Source organism: Nitrosomonas sp. Nm51, assembly GCF_900111165.1.
In the GTDB taxonomy this organism is placed as follows: domain Bacteria; phylum Pseudomonadota; class Gammaproteobacteria; order Burkholderiales; family Nitrosomonadaceae; genus Nitrosomonas.
The window spans coordinates 1-17,772 of sequence record NZ_FOGH01000022.1 but is presented as its reverse complement, the minus strand read 5'-3'; the positions used below and the strand labels follow the sequence as shown (position 1 = coordinate 17,772).

Sequence of the window (17,772 nt, the reverse complement as noted above, 5' to 3'; positions counted from 1 at the left end):
GGGAAATTTTCCGGTTTAAAAGAGCTGGATCATGGAAACAAATACTCACAGAGGTGTGGGTACAAAATCTGAATTTGAGAATTTTAGGTTTCGGTTTTTACAATACGAGTACCTGCCAGCCTGTCGTGAAGGAACTGGTGGTCCCGATCAATCAGGGCCCAAAGGATTCCGACACCAAATAGCAGAATGCCGATGACCGCAATCAGATAACGGGTGATCGCTTTTCCTCTATCCAAGATGTTGCCATCCACAGTAACGACGCGTATTTTCCAGGTCTGCATAGCCAGTGTCTGCCCACCATGCGTCCAGAACCAAGTGAAATAATAACCCATGATAATCAGTAAATAAAGCTGATATAACGGTATAAAGTAAAAGGCATTTGCATCACGGAAAATAAGATGAAAAATAAAACTGACAATGAAAATAACCGCCAGCAAAATTAGAAATTCATAAAGCAGGCTGACAAGCCGCCGCCAGAAACCAGGAAAAGAAAATGTCATGATAATTGCTGTTTTATGGTCTTGTTTAGAACGTCTTGTAGTTGATTATAGCGCAGCCAGTCAAAAGCTTATGAAGAATAGTATTGAAAGTTTATCAGTATTGCAGCATTCGTCGAATGATGTCTCACTGATAACTTTTCTGAATAACAGATTTTTGAGTTTAAGTCGTATGAATACAAATGAAGAATTAATAGAAAAACAAAGGGATAAAATGCCCAAAAAAGGAAGGCCGCTAGGATATGATCCAGAAGAAATGCTTGAGACAGCAATGCAGCTTTTCTGGGCTGATGGTTATGATGCAACTTCTCTGGATGATATTTTGAGTGCTGCAAATATTTCCAAAAGCAGCTTTTATCACATGTTCGGTAATAAACAACAATTATTTGAGCGTTGTCTAAGCAGATATTGCAATAAACAACTTGCGCTTATTCGGGAAGAACTACAGCAGTCTTCAACGGGTCGTGATTTTATTGAAACGTTTCTGCATGACTTGGTCGAAACTGCGAGGAATAAAGAGGAGCGGCACAAAGGTTGTTTTGTGACAAATACTATTTATGAATTTGTTGATCGAGACGTCAATATCTCAAAATTGATATCAGGCACAATAGAGCAATATAATCAGTTGTTGCAAGCCGCCATTAAAAAAGGTCAGGATAATGGATTGATTACTAAGAAAAAAACACCCAAGGTATTGGCTAGCTTTTTAATGTGCAGCATAGCCGGGATCAGAACGATGATTTATGCCAAGGTTGAGATCGATCAACTTGAGGATGCTGTTGGTGTAACATTGGCCGTACTTGATTGATGTAAGTGTTAGCATGGGGACACTGGGTCGATGGGATGTCTGCTTGCTATCAGAATAACTGATCTTTCAGGTTTTGCGGTGCCTGCTCAGTCTCATACAAATGATCTGTAGATAATGGTGGTAATTGTTCTCGAAAGAAGTATTCTGTAATACCGTTAGACAGAACTCTCAGACCGGTCTCTGGATTAATTCTATCAACTGTAATGCCATCTGGAGGGGTATATTTTGCGATTGGTTCGTTTTTAAGCGCAATTTTCATATATTGTATCCACATTGGTAGTGCCGCCCGCCCTCCCGTTTCATTTTTTCCCAGAGATTGAGGTTCATCATATCCTATCCACGCGGCGGCTACTAAGTTTTTCTGGAACCCGCAAAACCAGGCGTCAACAAAATTACTAGTTGTGCCTGTCTTTCCGGCCAGGTCGCTACGTCCAAGCTGTTTTGCTCTGGTTGCGGTTCCATAGTTGATTACATCTTGCATCATACTGGTCATAATAAACGCATTACGCGGATCAATCACGCGTTTGTTCTCTTTTAGAACTGAATCTCTTCGAACCTGTTCAAGAATGTTGCCGTGATTATCCTCTATACGTTTGATGAAGTAGGGTTTAACCCGAAACCCGCCATTAGCGAAAACGGCATATCCGGCCGCAATTTGTAATGGCGTTACAGAGCCCGAGCCCAAAGCCATAGGTAAGTAGGGGGGGTGTTTATCCGCATCGAATCCAAATCGCGCGATGTAATCTTGGGCATATTGAAGATCTATAGCCTGCAATATGCGAATGGACGCTAGATTCTTGGATTTTGCCAATGCTTCGCGCATGCGTATCGGTCCGCTATACTTGCCGTCAAAATTTCTCGGTTCCCATAACTTGCTGCCGGTCTGGGCAGCACTGAAAGAGAGTGGCGCATCGTTTATGATAGTTGCCGCTGTAAAACCTTTTTCCAATGATGCGGAATAAATAAATGGTTTAAAGCTTGATCCGGGTTGCCGCCAGGCCTGGGTAACATGGTTAAACTGATTGAGATGAAAATCGAATCCGCCGATCAGAGCCCGGATCGCGCCATCGTTTGGATCGATTGAGACCAGCGCCGCCTCGACTTTTGGAAGTTGTACGACTTGCCAGTTTTTCTTCGAGTCTTGCTGAATATGTATCACTGCGCCTGGACGAATGCTTTTTTTGTCGGCCGTATTTCGAGTGTTCAGATGTTTTTCTACAAAACGCAATCCTTCAGATTGTATGACTAGAGTCTCTCCATTCTTTTTATATACTTGAATCTCATTATTTTTTACAGTCAAGACGATTGCAGGAATAATATCGTCACTTTCAGCAATATTATCAAGTGTTTCCTCCAACACACGTTCCTGGTCAGTGCCGTGCTTTGACAAATCAATGTAAGCTTCGGGGCCACGATAGCCTCTGCGTTTGTCATATTCCAGCACGCTCGAACGTAATGCCCGGTAAGCGGCTCGTTGATCGAGCTGGCGAATGGTTGTATAGACCTTGATACCTCTACTGTAGGCTTCATCATTTAAACGGTCGTATATAATCTGCCTGGCCATTTCTGCAACGTAGTCGGCCGGCATGACAAATTCTCTGGATTGCTTGACAATGGGAACGGGCTGATTCTCTAGCTGTTTAAACTCCTGCTCGGAAATATGGTTCAATTTATAAAGGCGGGATAAAACATAGCGCTGTCTGTCTTTCGCGCGCTTGGGGTTGACCACGGGATTAAAGCTTGAGGGAGCTTTAGGCAGTCCGGCCAACATAGCCGCTTCAGCCAAGTTGATACCCTGCAATGGCTTGCCGAAATAGGTTTGAGCGGCTGCTGCAAAACCGTAGCTGCGTTGACCAAGGTAAATTTGATTGATATACAGTTCCAGAATCTTATCTTTACTCAAACTGTGTTCGATTTTAAATGCAAGTAAAGCTTCACTAAATTTCCGCGTCAGTGTTTTCTCTCTGGTTAGAAAAAAGTTTCGTGCGACCTGCATGGTGATTGTGCTGGCGCCCTGACGCATGCCGCCTGCAGTGAAATTGGAGTATGCGGCACGTAAAACCCCCAGATAATCAACACCGCTGTGCTCATAAAAACGATCGTCCTCAGCTGCAAGAATAGCTTGCTTTAAGTGTGCTGGCACCGCGTCAATGCTGACAAGATTACGGCGCTCGGCGCCGAATTCTCCAATCAAAAAACCTTCTTCGCTGTAGATACGTAACGGTATCTTGGGTTGGTAGTCTGTCAGTGTATTTAATGAGGGCAGCGAAGAAAAAGTTACGAGTGCTGCAAAAATAATCAGCAATACACCAATTAAACTTAATGCAAAAAAAGTAATAAGCGAATAATAAAGCCAGCGGGTAATCATGAAGATGGATTAGAGCGTGTAAACAAAGTCGGGTTAAAACGGTTATAGAGGGTATATCTCCCTTTTTTTTACAAATCCTTTTTTTCTGAGTCTGTCAGAATATTGCCAAATTGCTGGTTTCTCAGGATTAACAAAATTTTTATGTCGAGATACCAACTGAAGTCCTGGGAAATTTGAAAATTAACTAACATGTGAGTATTACCTCAAACAACACAATGTTCAAGGGAAAATTTGATTTTAATCTAGACTTTCTGAAAATGAAGTCGCCATCTCTGGTTGGTGTTGATATCAGTTCATCATCAGTAAAAATGGTTGAGTTATCGAAGGCCGGAAAAGCGGGCGATAGTTTTCGTGTTGAACGTTATGTGATTGAGCCGTTGCAAACGGATGCTGTACAAGATGGTGCCATTGTCAATATGGATGCTGTCAGCGAGGGCATACAGCGCGGCTGGAAACGTCTAGGCTCAAGTTGCAAGAAGATCGCGCTTGCTTTGCCGGCTTCTGACGTGATCACCAAGAAAATTGTTGTTCCTGCAGGACAGCGTGAGGACGATCTTGAATTCCAGGTTGAAAATGAGGCCAGTCAATACATTCCTTTTCCGCTAGACGAAGTGAATCTTGATTTTCAAATTATAAGAGCTTTACCCAATAATCCGGATGAAGTAGAAGTACTGATAGCGGCATCGCGTAAAGAAAAGGTTGAGGATCGTGTGGCCGCATCGTTAACCGCCGGCCTGAAGACCATTGTGATGGACGTAGAATCCTACGCCGCCCAAACAGTATATGAGCTGCTTAAGAATCAGTTCCCTGGCGGCGGTGATGATCAAGTGACCGCTATAGTGGATATTGGTGCCACTGTTATGAAAACAAATGTTCTACATAAGGGCGAATCTGTGTATATGCGGGATCAGCCATTTGGCGGTGATCAGCTTACTCAAGAAATCCACAATCAGTTTAATCTATCGCTGGAAGAATCAGAGAAGGCCAAGCGTAGTGGCAACTTGCCGGAAAATTATCAAGCAGATGTGCTGCAGCCATTTTGTGAAACGCTTGCAATTGAGGTGATGCGGGCCATACAGTTTTTTTATACATCGACGCAATATACCGAGATTAATTATATTTTGATAGCCGGGGGGTGTGCTGCTATACCCGGTCTCGATAAGATCATCGCTTCACGCACGCAGGTTAGCACACTTGTTGTGAATCCATTCTCGAATATGGAGTTATCCAGTCGAATTATTCCGAGGCAAATCAATAACGATGCGCCTTCTCTTTTAATAGCATGTGGTTTAGCTATGCGTAGTTTTGATTCGTTATGATGCATATTAATCTTCTTCCCCATCGAGAAATAAAACGTAAAGCACAGCAACGGCAGTTTGCAATCTTTGCCGGCATAATTTGTGTGGTTGGCCTGCTTACTATCTGGAGCGTGTATTCCATCATCAATGAAAAAATTGAATTTCAGCGAGAGCGTAACCAATACCTGAGCAATCATATTGCAATTCTTGACAAACAGATAGCCGAGATCAGGGAAATCAAAAATCAAACCCAGGAGTTGCTTGCACGTAAAGGCGTTGTTGAGTCATTGCAGGGTAATCGTTCCGAGGCCGTTCACTTGCTTGATCAATTAGTAAGGTTGTTGCCCGATGGCGTTTATCTTAAAAGTATCAAGCAAGAAAACCGCACTATCAATTTAACTGGTTTTGCACAGTCGAATGCATGGGTTTCAACATTGATGCGTAACCTGGAGTCTTCGCCGTGGCTGGAATCGCCCGTATTGATTGAAATAAAAGCTGTGACGGTGAATAGCACGCGACAGAATGAATTTAATTTGAACATTCAACTGAAGCCCGCAGTGGATAGCGATAGTGAAATGGCTGTTGCGGGTTCCAACATTTCGTGAGATCCGTGCATTATGAATATGCTTGAAGAATTACGTCATCTTGATCCGAACGATCCTGGAAAATGGCCGGCATCGATAAGAGCGATCGCTTTGCTGGTCTTGATGTTGATCACTCTTGGTGCGGGCTATTATTTTATCTGGCAGGACCAATTGAACAATCTCGAGACCGTTCGAGCGGAAGAACAAACGTTGAAAGATACATACCTTGTCAAAAAACGGAGCGCGGTTAATTTACCGGTACTCAAACAGCAATTGAAAGATATCGAACGATCATTAAGTGCGCTGTTGAAACAGTTGCCCAATAAATCAGAGATGGAAGCGTTACTGGTCGATATCAATCAGGCCGGGCTTGGCCGCGGGCTTCAGTTCGAGCTATTCAAACCTGCTGAAAATGAAACCATACACGAATTTTATGCAGAATTACCTGTTACCGTCAGAGTAACTGGTGGCTACCATGATATTGGGTCTTTTGCAAGTGATATCGCGCAACTGCCGCGGATTGTAACGCTGAATAACATCAATATTGTTCCAGGTGCAGACAATACGCTCATACTGGATGCCGTTGCCAAAACATTCCGCTATCTTGATGAAAATGAAATGATCAATCAGGGAACACAAGGGCAATGAAAATACGACTCATAGCGATCATGTTTGCTGCAGCATTGTTAATGGCTTGCGAAAGCGGTGGTCATGATGATCTTGAAAACTTTATCAGTACCGCCGGTAAAGGGTTGCGCGGGCAGGTTGATCCGTTGCCGGAGGTTAAGTCCTATGAATTTTTTACTTACGATGCATTTGAGATGTCAAGCCCCTTTGAACCAAGGAAAAACGAACAAACACAAGGCGCAGGTAATGGCATTAAGCCTGATCTGACGCGGAGAAAAGAATACCTGGAAAGCTTTCCATTGGAAAGTCTGGAGATGGTCGGCTCGTTAGAACAAAATGAAACCATATACGCAGTGGTTAGAACGCCGGAAGGCAGTCTGCTTCGGGTCGGTATTGGAAATTACCTAGGCCAGGATTTTGGCAGAATCAATCAAATTTCTGAATCAGAAATCAGATTAAGGGAATTAGTGCAAGATGGTGTCAATGAATGGACAGAGCGTATCAGTACGCTTATGCTCAAAAACTAGGAGTTTAGCAATGAAACTATCCAGCAACAGCGTTATGTCTTTTAGAGTATGGCTTGTCATGTTGTTATTGCTATTACCATGTTCTGTTAATGCTGATACCCTGCATGAAAAAGTATTCAATCAATTGATTTTGATTGATGTTTCAACTATAGAAGACGGCAGGGTGGTTGTGAAATTGGAGCTTGAACAACCGCTTGCAAGCTCGCCTATTGGTGTCTCTCTCAGTAATCCGCACCGGATATATTTTGATCTGCACCATGCGTCTAACGGACTGGGGAAAAATTTTCAGGAAGTGGAAGAGGGTGATTTGCAAAGCATTAATATTATACAGGTGGGTGATCGTACGCGAGTCGTATTTAATCTGCATGGCCTGATGCATCATGAAACGTTGCTACAGGATAACATCTTATTGGTCAGTCTGAAATCCGTTGATGCGTATCAGAATCCAGGGCCGGTCGCACAATTTTCTCAAAATACACTGGAGAAGGAATTAAATAACATACTCGATATAAATTTTCGCCGCGGTGACAGTGGTGAAGGCCGGATTATTGTTGATTTAATGAATACTGGAACAGGCATCGATGTTCATCAGCAAGGAGAGAAGCTCGTTGTGGAGTTTATTGATACCTATCTGCCCAGCAATCTGGAACGTAAGCTGGATGTGATTGATTTTGCCACGCCTGTACACATCATTGATACGATGATGCTGGGCGACAATGTGCGCATGATGGTTGAATCGTCCGGCCGCTGGGAACATACGGCACGTCAGACAGATACACAATTTGTTCTGGAAGTGCGCGCATTGGCTGAAGATGAAGATGAGCTTGCAGAACGCAGGCGCGCAAATGGCGGTTATATTGGAGAAAAACTGTCGCTTAACTTTCAGGATGTTGAAGTTCGGGCTGTATTGCAGGTGATTGCTGACTTTACAAATCTAAACATTATAGCCAGCGATTCTGTCGGCGGTAATCTGACGCTGCGATTAAGAGATGTGCCCTGGGATCAGGCACTGGACATTGTATTACAAGCAAATGGCCTGGCAAAACGCCAGACAGGAAATGTGATTTTTGTTGCGCCAGGCAAGGAAATGGCCGATAGAGAGTTGCTTGAGCTGGAAGCAAAACAGCAAGTCGCGGAAATGGAGCCTCTTCTCACAGAAACTTTTCAATTGAATCATCGCCGGGTTGATTCAATTTCTTTCGATGGCATGTTGAGTGAACGCGGCACAATTAATCTTGACGAAATTAGTAACACATTGACCGTGACCGATATTCCACAAAGAATCGTCGAAATCAGAAAACGAATCAAGCGTCTGGATGTATTTGAGAGACAGGTCATAATAGAAGCGCGGATTGTAGAAGCGACTGAAACGTTCAGCCGAGATCTCGGTGCCCGTTTTGGCGTCAAAAATGTTTCCAATATTGGTAACCGCCGTCTAGGGGTTTCAGGCAATGTCACTGATTCAAGCAATCTGGCGGTTGGGGAGGAAGTGCCTGCCGGGGATAACCTGAACGTGAACTTGCCTGCAGCTGCAGGCGCCGGTTTGCTTGGCGGTCCGGCAGCTTTGGGGCTGAGCTTATTAAAAATCAATAATTCCCGGTTAATCAATCTAGAGCTGTCGGCGCTGGAAACAGACACCAAGGGGCGTGTCATTGCCAGCCCGCGCGTTGTAACAGCGCATGGTGTTGAAGCGATCATCGAACAAGGTGACCGCGTGCCTTTCCAGCAGGCGACCAGCAGCGGCGCAACCAGTGTACGTTTCGTTAACGCGGTATTGAGTTTAAAAGTAAAACCGTTGATTACGTTTGATAATCAGATCGACATGGAGCTTACTGTTAATCAAGATAAAATCGGTGAAAGTGTCAGTGCGTTTTTACCACCTGCGATTAATACAAAACAAGTAACAACCAAGGTGCTGGTTGAAAATGGTGGAACAGTCGTAATCGGCGGTATCTTTGAGCGTACCGAAAATAACATCGTAAATAAGGTGCCGCTACTCGGAGATATACCTTACATCGGATATATATTCAGGAATACATCGAAACGTGATGATAAGCGCGAGCTGTTGGTTTTTGTAACGCCGCGCATCCTAAATGAAAGGCTGAATTTGCAATAGGAAAACTATATTCCAGATTGAAATCCAGACTGTCGCCATGCTTCATACGTGATGATGGCGACAGTATTCGATAAATTCAGACTGCGGCTACCGTTTACCATAGGTACACGCAGACGCATTTGATCTGAGATGTTATTCATAATATTTCCGGGTAATCCTTGCGTTTCGGAACCAAACAAAAATGCATCACCACGGGAAAATCCGACCGTGTCATAGTGAATATTACCTTTGGTCGTTATTGCATAAAGACGATTGGTGTCAATCTGATCAAGGCAATCCATCCAGTTGTTATGAATCCTGATACTGGCGAACTCATGATAATCTAGGCCTGCGCGCAGCAGTTGTTTATCGCGTAATACAAATCCAAGCGGTTTAATTAAATGCAGCTGTGTTCCCGTGTTGGCACACAGACGGATAATATTACCTGTATTTTGCGGGATTTCCGGTTGATAAAGAATAATGTTAAACATGCTTTACATCTAACGAACGCAAAGCAGACTGCTGAGACCCTAAAAATATTGATCGAGTTGTGTCCAAAACCGGTCCTTTTGTGCCCTGGCTACAACCCAGTTCGTAACTTTCTTTGCACCTTGTTTACGTAGTTGTTGTGCCAATTCGTTCAATGTTGCCCCAGTTGTCATGACATCATCAATGACCGCTAAATGCTTTCCTGACAGGTTTGGATCGCAGCTGAAAACATTTTTTACATTATTTCTGCGCATTTTCCACGGCAGCTCTGTTTGCGGCGACGTATTTTTGATGCGTTTGCAGCTATCTGGGGACAATTCGATGTGCATTTGTTGTGCCACATAGCGGCCAATTTCTAATGCCTGATTGAACCCTCTCTCTTGTAGCCGTTTTGGGTGTAGCGGCATGGGAATAATTAAATCCGGGCGCTCAGTCAGTTCTTTTGCCATAGTTTTTTCTAAAAGCAATTTTGCCAGAACAGGTGCGATGGCGAGCTGCATGCGATATTTTAGTGCATGAATCAGCATGTCAATTGGAAAAGTATAGGTCAATGCAGCGATTGTTGCAGAATATGCCGGCGGATCGGTCAGACAATCACCGCAACAGCCGTCCCTGCTGATAGTAACGATTTTAGCGCACATCATACAATAATCAGTGGGAAGCCGAGGAAGACTTTTAAAGCATGCATCGCAAAAGTCGTTGCGGGATAATGTATCGCAAAGAATACAGTTTTTATATATCAGCTGCTTCACGTTGTTACTCTGGAAAAAAACAGCTGCTTAAAATTGACAATAGTGTCTGAATCCGTAATCATCCTCGTCATTATAAATTGAAACACGGTAAAACAATCCTATTATAGTCAAGGATGCAAGTATGCAATGTAATTCAATCCTACCAGAATTGGCTGATGGTCACGAAAATGATGAAAGTAACGCATTGAAACGCAGCAAATCAAACAGATGGCATATTGGGGCAGTACAGGCGCTGCTTGATATGCCATTCGGCGATCTGATTTTTCAGGCCCAACAAGTGCACCGTCAGCATCATAATGCAAATGCCGTTCAACTATCGACGCTGATATCTGTCAAAACGGGAGGATGTCCCGAGGATTGCGGGTACTGTCCGCAAGCGGCGCGTTATCATACCGGCGTGGATAATCAGGCAATACTTTCTGTAGACAGTGTCGTGGCCGCTGCTGTTGCGGCCAAGGAGCAGGGTGCAACACGCTTTTGCATGGGCGCAGCCTGGAGGGGCCCCAAACAGCGTGACATTGAAATTGTCACGAAAATGATCAGCGCAGTAAAAGCATTGGGGATGGAAACATGCGCTACATTGGGTATGCTGAAGCCCGGACAGGCCGGACAATTGGGTGCTGCTGGTCTGGACTATTACAATCATAATCTGGATACATCTGCCGATTACTACGATACTATTATCTCTACGCGCGAATACCAGGATCGTTTGGATACCCTGCAAGAAGTACGTGATGCAGGTATTAACGTCTGCTGCGGCGGTATTGTAGGAATGGGTGAGACTCGTGAGACACGTGCCGGCTTGATCGCCCAACTTGCCAATCTAAATCCATACCCTGAGTCTGTGCCAATTAATCATCTGGTACAAGTTGAAGGTACGCCTTTATATGGCACGGCCAAGCTGGATCCGCTGGAATTTGTTAGAACCATAGCTGCTGCACGTATTACCATGCCGAAGACAATGGTCCGATTATCAGCTGGCAGGCGGGAAATGTCAGAAGCAGTGCAGGCACTGTGTTTTCTGGCAGGAGCCAATTCTATTTTTTATGGCGATAAATTGCTGACTACCGGCAATCCCGAGGTGCAACAGGATCAGGCATTGCTCAATAAATTAGGGATGCAGTCATTACCGTTTGACCCGGAATGAGTATTCAGATCATACATGTTTTTCGATGATCTGGCTGAGCAATTATCGATTCGCGAGCAACAGGGTTTAAAGCGTTATCGATCAATACTTGATAGCCCGCAGTCCAGATATGTTGACATTGACGGAAACGAATATTTATCCTTTGGCAGTAATGACTATCTGGGATTGTCCAACCATCCGGTGTTAGTTCAATCAGCCTGTCAGGGAGCGCGGCATTATGGAGTGGGTGCCGGAGCATCGCATTTGCTTTATGGGCACAGTGCCGCGCACCATGAACTGGAAAAGGCTCTGGCGCAGTTTACGGGTTTTTCGCGTACATTATTGTTTTCCAACGGTTATATGGCCAATATCGGTGTTGTGACAGCCCTTGTCGGGCGTCATGATGTGGTTTTCGCAGATAAATTGAATCATGCGTCGCTTAATGATGCGGCGATACTGTCCAGGGCGCGGTTGATTCGTTATCCTCATCTCGATTTGACGGCGCTTGAACAACATCTGAAAAAAACCAATGCCAGGCGCAAATTGGTGATCACAGACGCAGTGTTCAGTATGGATGGCGATGCCGCACCAATCCCAAATTTGGCTGCGCTGTGTGAACGCTACAATGCAATGCTGCTGCTGGATGACGCACATGGTTTTGGCGTACTTGGTAAAGAAGGGCGCGGTATATTATTTACCGAAAACAGCATGCCGACACACGGTTGCAATGTTCTGCATTCCCCGCATATTGTTTACATGGCGACACTTGGAAAAGCCGCTGGCGTTTCCGGCGCATTTGTCGCCGCATCATCAGAAATCATAGAAACCCTGATACAAACTGCTAAAAGCTATATCTATACAACTGCAGGGCCGCCTCTGCTGTCGCATGTTTTACTGCACAGTCTCACATTGATTGAACATGAGAACTGGCGGCGCGAACATTTGTTCCGTCTCGTCAATCGCTTGAAACATGAACTGCGGAAGACAAGCTGGCGGCTATTGCCATCAAATACGCCGATTCAGCCCGTATTTATCGGTAGTACCCGTGAAGTGCTGCGTATCGGCCAGGAGCTGAAAGCGCAAAAAATTCTGGTTCCGGCCATTCGACCGCCGACCGTTCCGATAAACACAGCCAGACTGCGCATTTCATTATCGGCTTTACATCAAGAAGCGGATATTATACGTTTGGCGGACACGCTTCGAAGTCTGGCATAACTAATTGTCACGCCGATTTCAACGCTTATGTCAAAAGACGCCATGCATATTGAAACACTGGGCAGCGGAACTGACCTGGTATTGCTGCATGGCTGGGCAATGCATAGCGGTATCTGGAAAGGTATCCGTGATCAGTTGGCGCAGCAATTTCGCTTACATATGCTTGATTTGCCGGGGCATGGATTTAGCTCTGCTTGCGAGCCGGGTGATTTCGATCATGTTGTCAAAGTCATCCAGGCAAGACTACCGGCTACATGTGTCGTCTGTGGTTGGTCGCTTGGAGGGCAGGTGGCGATGGAACTAGCACTACGTGATCCCGTGCGTATTAAAGGTCTGGCACTTGTGTCCACCACCCCCTGTTTTGTAAAACGGCACGACTGGCCGTGGGGAATGGATAGCAAGTTTCTGCAATTTTTTATGGAAAATCTGCATCAAAATTACCGTACTACAATTAACCGATTTTTGACGTTGCAAATTAACGGTGGTCAAGAGATGTCCAGTACTCTGACACAATTGCGTCAATACTTTTTTGAGCGCAGCCAACCCGACCATAACGCGTTGCAAAAAGGGCTGTTGATTTTACAAACTAATGACATGCGTGAAAAATTATCTCGAATCGAGCAGCCGGTATTGCTGTTGCATGGTGAGAACGACATGATCACACACCCATTCGCCGCGCAATGGATGGATGAACAGTTGAAACATTCGAGACTGGCCATGTTTCCACGTTGCGGTCATGCGCCGTTCCTGAACGATCCTGAAAAATTTGTTTCCAGTTTTAATGAGTCATTTTACATTGAATAAACGTTTGTTGCGTAATGCGTTTGAGCGCGCGGCACAAGGTTACGATCGTGCCGCAGTATTGCAGCGTGAAGTTGGGGACCGGATGTTTGCGCGTCTGGATTATATTAACTACGCGCCGGATACAATTCTTGATGCGGGCTGCGGGACTGGCTACTGCGCCAGGAAACTCGGTGCACGTTATATGAACAGCCGTTTGATTGCAATGGATATTGCGCAAGCGATGTTATTACTGGCCCGGCCTGTTAAAGCAGGCTGGCGGCAATATTGGCCGTTTAATCGCAGACAAACGCACTATGTCTGTGCAGATATCGAGCGATTGCCACTTTGTGAAGACAGTGTGGATATGGTCTGGTCGAATCTGGCACTGCAGTGGTGTAATGACTTGAATCTGACGTTTCGCGAAATGAATCGTGTGCTAAAACCGGATGGTCTGTTGATGTTCAGTACCTTCGGGCCGGATACTTTGCAGGAACTCAGGCAGGTATTCGGTCAAGTGGATGACTATGTGCATGTCAATCAATTTGTTGATATGCATGATGTCGGCGATCTGTTGGTGCGCAATCGATTTGCGACGCCCGTTATGGATATGGAATATATCACGCTGACATACGAAGATGTTGTCGGCGTGATGCGCGATCTTAAAGCAATTGGCGCGCATAATGTGACGCAGGGGAGGCGCCAGGGCTTGATGGGTAAAGTAAAATGGCAAAAGATAATTGATGGCTACGATGCTTGGCGCGAGCAAGGAAAGCTGCCCGCTACTTATGAAGTGATTTACGGGCACGCCTGGAAGTTGCCGCCTAAGGAAACTGTCTTAACGCCGGAAACTCGTAGACAGATTTTGACGAATGGATAAAATGACGGCGGGTTTTTTTGTAACCGGTACAGATACGGGGATTGGTAAAACATTGGTCAGCAGCCTGATGCTACATGCCTTGTCAGCACTCGGTAACAAGACTGTCGGTATGAAGCCTATTGCCGCCGGCAAGGAAAACGGCAAGTGGCCGGATGTGGAATTGCTGCGTACAGCGGGTAATGTGCAAGTCCCACATGAACTGATCAACCCGTATGCGCTGGATCAAGCAATTGCACCGCACATTGCAGCCCGGCAACAAGGTGTCGAGATTGATTTGCCGGCTATTCTCAATGCGTTTCATGCGCTTAAAAAGGCGGCGGATTATGTGGTCGTGGAGGGTGCCGGCGGATTTCTCGTACCCATCAATACGTATCAGGATACATCGGATATGGCGCAGTCGCTGGGTTTACCAGTAATACTGGTCGTAGGCATGCGGCTGGGATGTATTAATCATGCTTTGTTAACTGTGCATGCAGTTCAGCACGCCGGATTACCGCTGCTCGGATGGGTGGCAAATTGTATTGATCCGAAGATGCAGGCGCTCGAAGAAAATATCATAGCTTTGCAGCACCGGATTGATCGTCCGTTATTAGGAACGGTACCATTTGATTCCAAACCTGATTTGCCGGCATTGAGCCGTTTTATTGATTTGTCGGGTATTGTGTAGAAGTGTCAAGGGCTGTGTGCTTTGACAGTCCGTTAAGTTGGTAGCAGTAAAAGATCACTCATCGCACCCAAATGCCGGGGGAGACGCCGGATAATTTCTGCATTGCTCCATGAGAACACCCTGGTTGCAGCCTTGTGCCAGGGTAGCCAAAGATAATCAAGATGCTCTTCGGGCGCAATGGCGACAGTTTCTTTTTCGGGCAGGCAAAGGCTGAATACATGTTCTGTATTATGAGTGATATCCGGCGCATAACGCCAGCGCCATTCTTTAAATATTTCGTAACGGTATTCGGTTTCCCAGTCTAATAACATATAATCGCAAGGATTCAGCCCGGTTTCTTCATGAATTTCGCGCAGTGCGGTTTGCCGTAATGTCTCGCCGCAATGCTGGCTGCCTGTCACGGACTGCCAGTAACCCGGGTGATCCGAACGTTCGAGTAATAATACATCCAAGTCCAGCGTATGAATTACAACCAGAACGGATACAGGCAGCTTGTACATGGTATAAGCAGTGACATATATAAAATCGATGCTCAGTTTTTAGACTGATCGGACTTACGCAGGCGAATGTTTAATTCTCTCAGTTGTTTTTCATCAACAGTATCCGGTGCATGTGTCAACAGACACTGCGCGCGTTGTGTTTTCGGGAATGCAATTACATCACGAATTGATTCCGAACCGGCCATCAGCGCGACAATGCGGTCCAGCCCGAATGCGATGCCGCCGTGCGGTGGCGCGCCATATTGTAGCGCCTCTAACAGAAAGCCAAATTTCTCGTTGGCTTCTTCTTCCGAAATATTCAGCGCCTGAAAGACTTTTGTCTGCACATCCTGGCGATGAATACGAACGGAACCGCCGCCGATTTCCGAGCCATTTAAGACCATATCGTAGGCCTTTGACAACGCCTGTCCGGGATGGTCAAGTAACAAATCCTCATGACTATCGGCGGGAGAGGTAAACGGATGGTGCAACGCTTGCCAGCGGCTTTCCTCTTCGTCCCACTCGAACATCGGGAAATCGACAATCCAGGCAGGCCGCCAGTCCGAGTCGGCATGACCGTGCTGATGACCGATTTTGACCCGCAACGCACCGAGTGACTCGTTGACCACACGCGTTTTATCCGCGCCAAAGAAAATCAAATCACCGCTCTGGGCCTTAGTGCGTTCAAGAATGGAATAAACCACGTCTTCCGGCAAAAATTTTAAAATCGGCGATTGCAAACCTTGAAGACCGTCTTCACGCTTGTTGACCTTGATGTAAGCTAAACCTTTAGCGCCGTATATACTGATGAATTGCGTGTAGTCGTCGATATCCTTGCGTGTCAGCTGGCCGCCGTTAGGTACCCGTAAAGCGGCAACACGGCCACCGGGTTTTTCCACTGCGTCTTTGAATACCTTGAACGGTACATCCGTCATAATATCTGTCAACTCCGTCAACTCCAGTGAAATACGCAGATCCGGTTTGTCACTGCCGTATCTATGCATGGCTTCGGCATAGGTCAGGCGTGGAAACGGATCAGGTAAATCAATATCGCTGGTTGTTTTGAATAGATACCGCATCATTTCTTCCATCAGCGTCATGATTTCTTCGGCGGTAAGAAACGAGGTTTCTATATCGATCTGGGTGAATTCCGGTTGCCGGTCCGCGCGCAAATCTTCGTCGCGAAAGCAGCGCGCGATTTGATAGTAGCGGTCAAATCCAGACACCATAAGTAGCTGTTTGAACAACTGGGGCGATTGCGGTAATGCAAAAAAGTGACTGACGTTGACGCGTGATGGCACAAGGTAATCGCGTGCACCTTCGGGTGTTGATTTGGTCAGAATGGGTGTTTCGATATCGAGAAAACCCTGTTGATCGAGAAAAACGCGTACCGCCATGGTGACTTTGTGGCGCAGGCGCAGATTGGATTGCATGACTGAGCGGCGCAAATCAAGATAGCGATGTTCCAGGCGGACAAATTCGCTGATATGCTCATCGTCCATCATAAATGGCGGCGTCAACGACGTATTCAATATTTCCATGTTAACCACCAGTACTTCGATTTCGCCACTGTGCAGTGTTGGATTGATGGTGCCCTCAGGTCGTCTTCTGACTTTGCCAACGACCATCAACACATACTCGTTACGTATTTTTTCCGCGAGTTGAAATATCTCTATCGTGTCGGGGTCGCAGACTACCTGCACCAGACCCTCGCGATCACGCAAATCAATAAAAATTACACCGCCATGATCGCGCCGTCTATGCACCCAGCCATACAAAGTAACGGTTTCGTCGAGATAATGAGTGTTGATGGCGCCGCAATAGTTTGTTCGCATGGTTTCAGGACTTTTTAGGCTGGTGTCGTAGTAAAAATTTTTATTCTATTGTGTTACGTGTTGGAAAATATAACCGGCTTATTATCAGTCTGTTGCTGCAGTTGTAGATGAACTGGATTTGCTGTCAGCGGTTTGTGCAGATGCAGTCGCTGTTTTAGATGTTTTTTCCGTCGTACCTTTTTGATTGTCCGTCTGTTTGGACGATACACCGCTTTTTTCCGTTTTGGCTGTCGATTGCGAAGGCTTGTTTTTAAAATCTGTCACGTACCAGCCGCTGCCTTTCAGCTGAAACCCGGCGGCAGATATTTGTTTCACATAGTTTTCACTGCCGCATTCAGGACAGACTCTGATCGGCGTATCGCTCATTTTCTGCATATGCTCATTTTTGGTGCCGCATGAATTGCAAAGATATTCATAAATTGGCATAAAAACCCCCAACAATTCAAAAATAAATAAACCAGGTATTATACCCCAACCTGCTGAATGCACCAGCATATGAACAGTTCGAATCAGGGCAATCGGGCTTAAAAATACTTGAAAATAGAAATTAGTTGAGGTATTAGGTTTATCATTTTGATTTCAAATGATAGACAAACCAACGGCAACGCCTTCAATCATTCATCATTTTTCAAGTATAAAAGACCCAAGAGTGGATAGGCAAAAGAAACATCAGCTCCAGGATATATTTTTTATCACTCTTTGTTCAGTTATTTGTGGAGCGGACAATTGGGTGGCTATTGAGGAA

General features: G+C 45.5%; 19 protein-coding genes. 12 read left to right on the top strand and 7 right to left on the bottom strand.

Features of this window, described 5'->3' with window-relative positions; all coding sequences use genetic code 11:
- Window positions 1-83: 83 nt before the first annotated feature.
- Window positions 84-500 carry an RDD family protein gene (locus BMY60_RS08855; protein WP_090332999.1) on the bottom strand — a complete coding sequence of 139 codons (417 nt, stop codon included), beginning with the start codon at window positions 498-500 and terminating at the stop codon, window positions 84-86.
- On the opposite strand from BMY60_RS08855, the gene BMY60_RS08850 reads away from it, so the two are divergent.
- Entirely contained in the window at window positions 499-1,305 is an 807-nt protein-coding gene (locus BMY60_RS08850) for a TetR/AcrR family transcriptional regulator (RefSeq protein ID WP_090332997.1), read from the top strand. The genes BMY60_RS08855 and BMY60_RS08850 overlap by 2 nt on opposite strands.
- Before the next feature lie 49 nt (window positions 1,306-1,354).
- Here BMY60_RS08850 and BMY60_RS08845 read toward each other — a convergent pair whose 3' ends face one another.
- Window positions 1,355-3,673 (bottom strand): penicillin-binding protein 1A, encoded by a 2,319-nt coding sequence (locus BMY60_RS08845; protein ID WP_090332995.1) that lies wholly within the window; start codon window positions 3,671-3,673, stop codon window positions 1,355-1,357.
- A 215-nt stretch (window positions 3,674-3,888) separates the two neighbouring features.
- On the opposite strand from BMY60_RS08845, the gene BMY60_RS08840 reads away from it, so the two are divergent.
- The 5 genes from BMY60_RS08840 to pilQ are packed head-to-tail and all read left to right on the top strand — an operon-like array spanning window position 3,889 to window position 8,825.
- On the top strand, window positions 3,889-4,992 hold the full coding sequence (locus BMY60_RS08840; protein WP_090332994.1) for a pilus assembly protein PilM: 1,104 nt from the start codon (window positions 3,889-3,891) through the stop codon (window positions 4,990-4,992).
- On the top strand, window positions 4,989-5,576 hold the full coding sequence (locus tag BMY60_RS08835) for a PilN domain-containing protein (RefSeq protein ID WP_090332992.1): 588 nt from the start codon (window positions 4,989-4,991) through the stop codon (window positions 5,574-5,576). The genes BMY60_RS08840 and BMY60_RS08835 overlap by 4 nt, the downstream gene beginning before the upstream one ends.
- A gap of 12 nt (window positions 5,577-5,588) precedes the next feature.
- Entirely contained in the window at window positions 5,589-6,203 is a 615-nt protein-coding gene (locus BMY60_RS08830; RefSeq protein WP_090332991.1) for a type IV pilus inner membrane component PilO, read from the top strand.
- Window positions 6,200-6,709: a pilus assembly protein PilP gene (locus tag BMY60_RS08825; protein ID WP_090332989.1), complete on the top strand. Its 510-nt coding sequence runs from the start codon at window positions 6,200-6,202 to the stop codon at window positions 6,707-6,709. Before BMY60_RS08830 ends, BMY60_RS08825 begins: the two co-directional genes overlap by 4 nt.
- A gap of 10 nt (window positions 6,710-6,719) precedes the next feature.
- Window positions 6,720-8,825, top strand: a complete 2,106-nt coding sequence (pilQ, locus tag BMY60_RS08820) for a type IV pilus secretin PilQ (RefSeq protein ID WP_256250772.1) — start codon at window positions 6,720-6,722, stop codon at window positions 8,823-8,825.
- A 5-nt stretch (window positions 8,826-8,830) separates the two neighbouring features.
- Here pilQ and trmL read toward each other — a convergent pair whose 3' ends face one another.
- Window positions 8,831-9,295, bottom strand: a complete 465-nt coding sequence (gene trmL / locus BMY60_RS08815; RefSeq protein WP_090332988.1) for a tRNA (uridine(34)/cytosine(34)/5-carboxymethylaminomethyluridine(34)-2'-O)-methyltransferase TrmL — start codon at window positions 9,293-9,295, stop codon at window positions 8,831-8,833.
- A 39-nt stretch (window positions 9,296-9,334) separates the two neighbouring features.
- Entirely contained in the window at window positions 9,335-9,820 is a 486-nt protein-coding gene (locus BMY60_RS08810) for a ComF family protein (RefSeq protein ID WP_256250771.1), read from the bottom strand.
- A gap of 346 nt (window positions 9,821-10,166) precedes the next feature.
- On the opposite strand from BMY60_RS08810, the gene bioB reads away from it, so the two are divergent.
- The 5 genes from bioB to bioD are packed head-to-tail and all read left to right on the top strand — an operon-like array spanning window position 10,167 to window position 14,713.
- Window positions 10,167-11,192, top strand: a complete 1,026-nt coding sequence (gene bioB / locus BMY60_RS08805) for a biotin synthase BioB (RefSeq protein WP_090332986.1) — start codon at window positions 10,167-10,169, stop codon at window positions 11,190-11,192.
- Between the two features lie 15 nt (window positions 11,193-11,207).
- Window positions 11,208-12,386 carry an 8-amino-7-oxononanoate synthase gene (gene bioF, locus BMY60_RS08800; protein ID WP_090332985.1) on the top strand — a complete coding sequence of 393 codons (1,179 nt, stop codon included), beginning with the start codon at window positions 11,208-11,210 and terminating at the stop codon, window positions 12,384-12,386.
- Window positions 12,387-12,428: 42 nt separating this feature from the next.
- Entirely contained in the window at window positions 12,429-13,190 is a 762-nt protein-coding gene (bioH, locus tag BMY60_RS08795) for a pimeloyl-ACP methyl ester esterase BioH (RefSeq protein ID WP_256250770.1), read from the top strand.
- Window positions 13,168-14,046, top strand: coding sequence for a malonyl-ACP O-methyltransferase BioC (gene bioC / locus BMY60_RS08790; RefSeq protein WP_090332981.1), 879 nt, complete (start codon window positions 13,168-13,170; stop codon window positions 14,044-14,046). The genes bioH and bioC overlap by 23 nt, the downstream gene beginning before the upstream one ends.
- Window positions 14,039-14,713 carry a dethiobiotin synthase gene (bioD, locus tag BMY60_RS08785; RefSeq protein ID WP_371264207.1) on the top strand — a complete coding sequence of 225 codons (675 nt, stop codon included), beginning with the start codon at window positions 14,039-14,041 and terminating at the stop codon, window positions 14,711-14,713. Before bioC ends, bioD begins: the two co-directional genes overlap by 8 nt.
- 32 nt (window positions 14,714-14,745) lie before the next feature.
- Here bioD and nudB read toward each other — a convergent pair whose 3' ends face one another.
- From nudB to BMY60_RS08770, 3 genes are all read right to left on the bottom strand, one after another.
- Window positions 14,746-15,213: a dihydroneopterin triphosphate diphosphatase gene (nudB, locus tag BMY60_RS08780; RefSeq protein ID WP_090332980.1), complete on the bottom strand. Its 468-nt coding sequence runs from the start codon at window positions 15,211-15,213 to the stop codon at window positions 14,746-14,748.
- Between the two features lie 32 nt (window positions 15,214-15,245).
- Window positions 15,246-17,027 (bottom strand): aspartate--tRNA ligase, encoded by a 1,782-nt coding sequence (gene aspS / locus BMY60_RS08775; protein WP_090332978.1) that lies wholly within the window; start codon window positions 17,025-17,027, stop codon window positions 15,246-15,248.
- An 84-nt stretch (window positions 17,028-17,111) separates the two neighbouring features.
- On the bottom strand, window positions 17,112-17,453 hold the full coding sequence (locus BMY60_RS08770; RefSeq protein ID WP_090333040.1) for an FmdB family zinc ribbon protein: 342 nt from the start codon (window positions 17,451-17,453) through the stop codon (window positions 17,112-17,114).
- A gap of 157 nt (window positions 17,454-17,610) precedes the next feature.
- Here BMY60_RS08770 and BMY60_RS08765 point away from each other — a divergent pair.
- Window positions 17,611-17,772: transposase family protein (locus BMY60_RS08765; protein ID WP_143057391.1), on the top strand; the 162-nt coding region annotated here is incomplete at its 3' end.